The organism is Staphylococcus sp. EG-SA-2, from assembly GCF_017152085.1.
Window position 1 is genome coordinate 1 of the sequence record NZ_JACYHC010000162.1, and the last position, 534, is coordinate 534.

A 534-nucleotide genomic window follows, 5' to 3' on the forward strand; every position below is an offset into this window, starting at 1 on the left:
TAGGTGTAATGATTTCAGCCTCTCATAATCCAGTTGCAGATAATGGTATTAAATTCTTTGGATCAGATGGTTTTAAACTATCAGATGAACAAGAAAATGAAATTGAAGCATTATTGGATCAAGAAAACCCAGAATTACCAAGACCAGTTGGTAATGATATTGTACATTATTCAGATTACTTTGAAGGGGCACAAAAATATTTGAGTTATTTAAAATCAACAGTAGATGTTAACTTTGAAGGTTTGAAAATTGTTTTAGATGGTGCAAATGGTTCAACATCATCATTAGCGCCATTCTTATTTGGTGATTTAGAAGCAGATACTGAAACAATTGGATGTAGTCCTGATGGATATAATATCAATGAGAAATGTGGCTCTACACATCCTGAAAAATTAGCAGAAAAAGTTGTTGAAACTGAAAGTGATTTTGGGTTAGCATTTGACGGCGATGGAGACAGAATCATAGCAGTAGATGAGAATGGTCAAATCGTTGACGGTGACCAAATTATGTTTATTATTGGTCAAGAAATGCATA

At 33.3% G+C, this 534-nt stretch carries 1 protein-coding gene; it reads left to right on the forward strand.

Features of this window, described 5'->3' with window-relative positions:
* Window positions 1–534 (forward strand): phosphohexomutase domain-containing protein (locus IDG60_RS01530; RefSeq protein WP_481906069.1); only part of this gene is annotated, 534 nt, incomplete at both ends.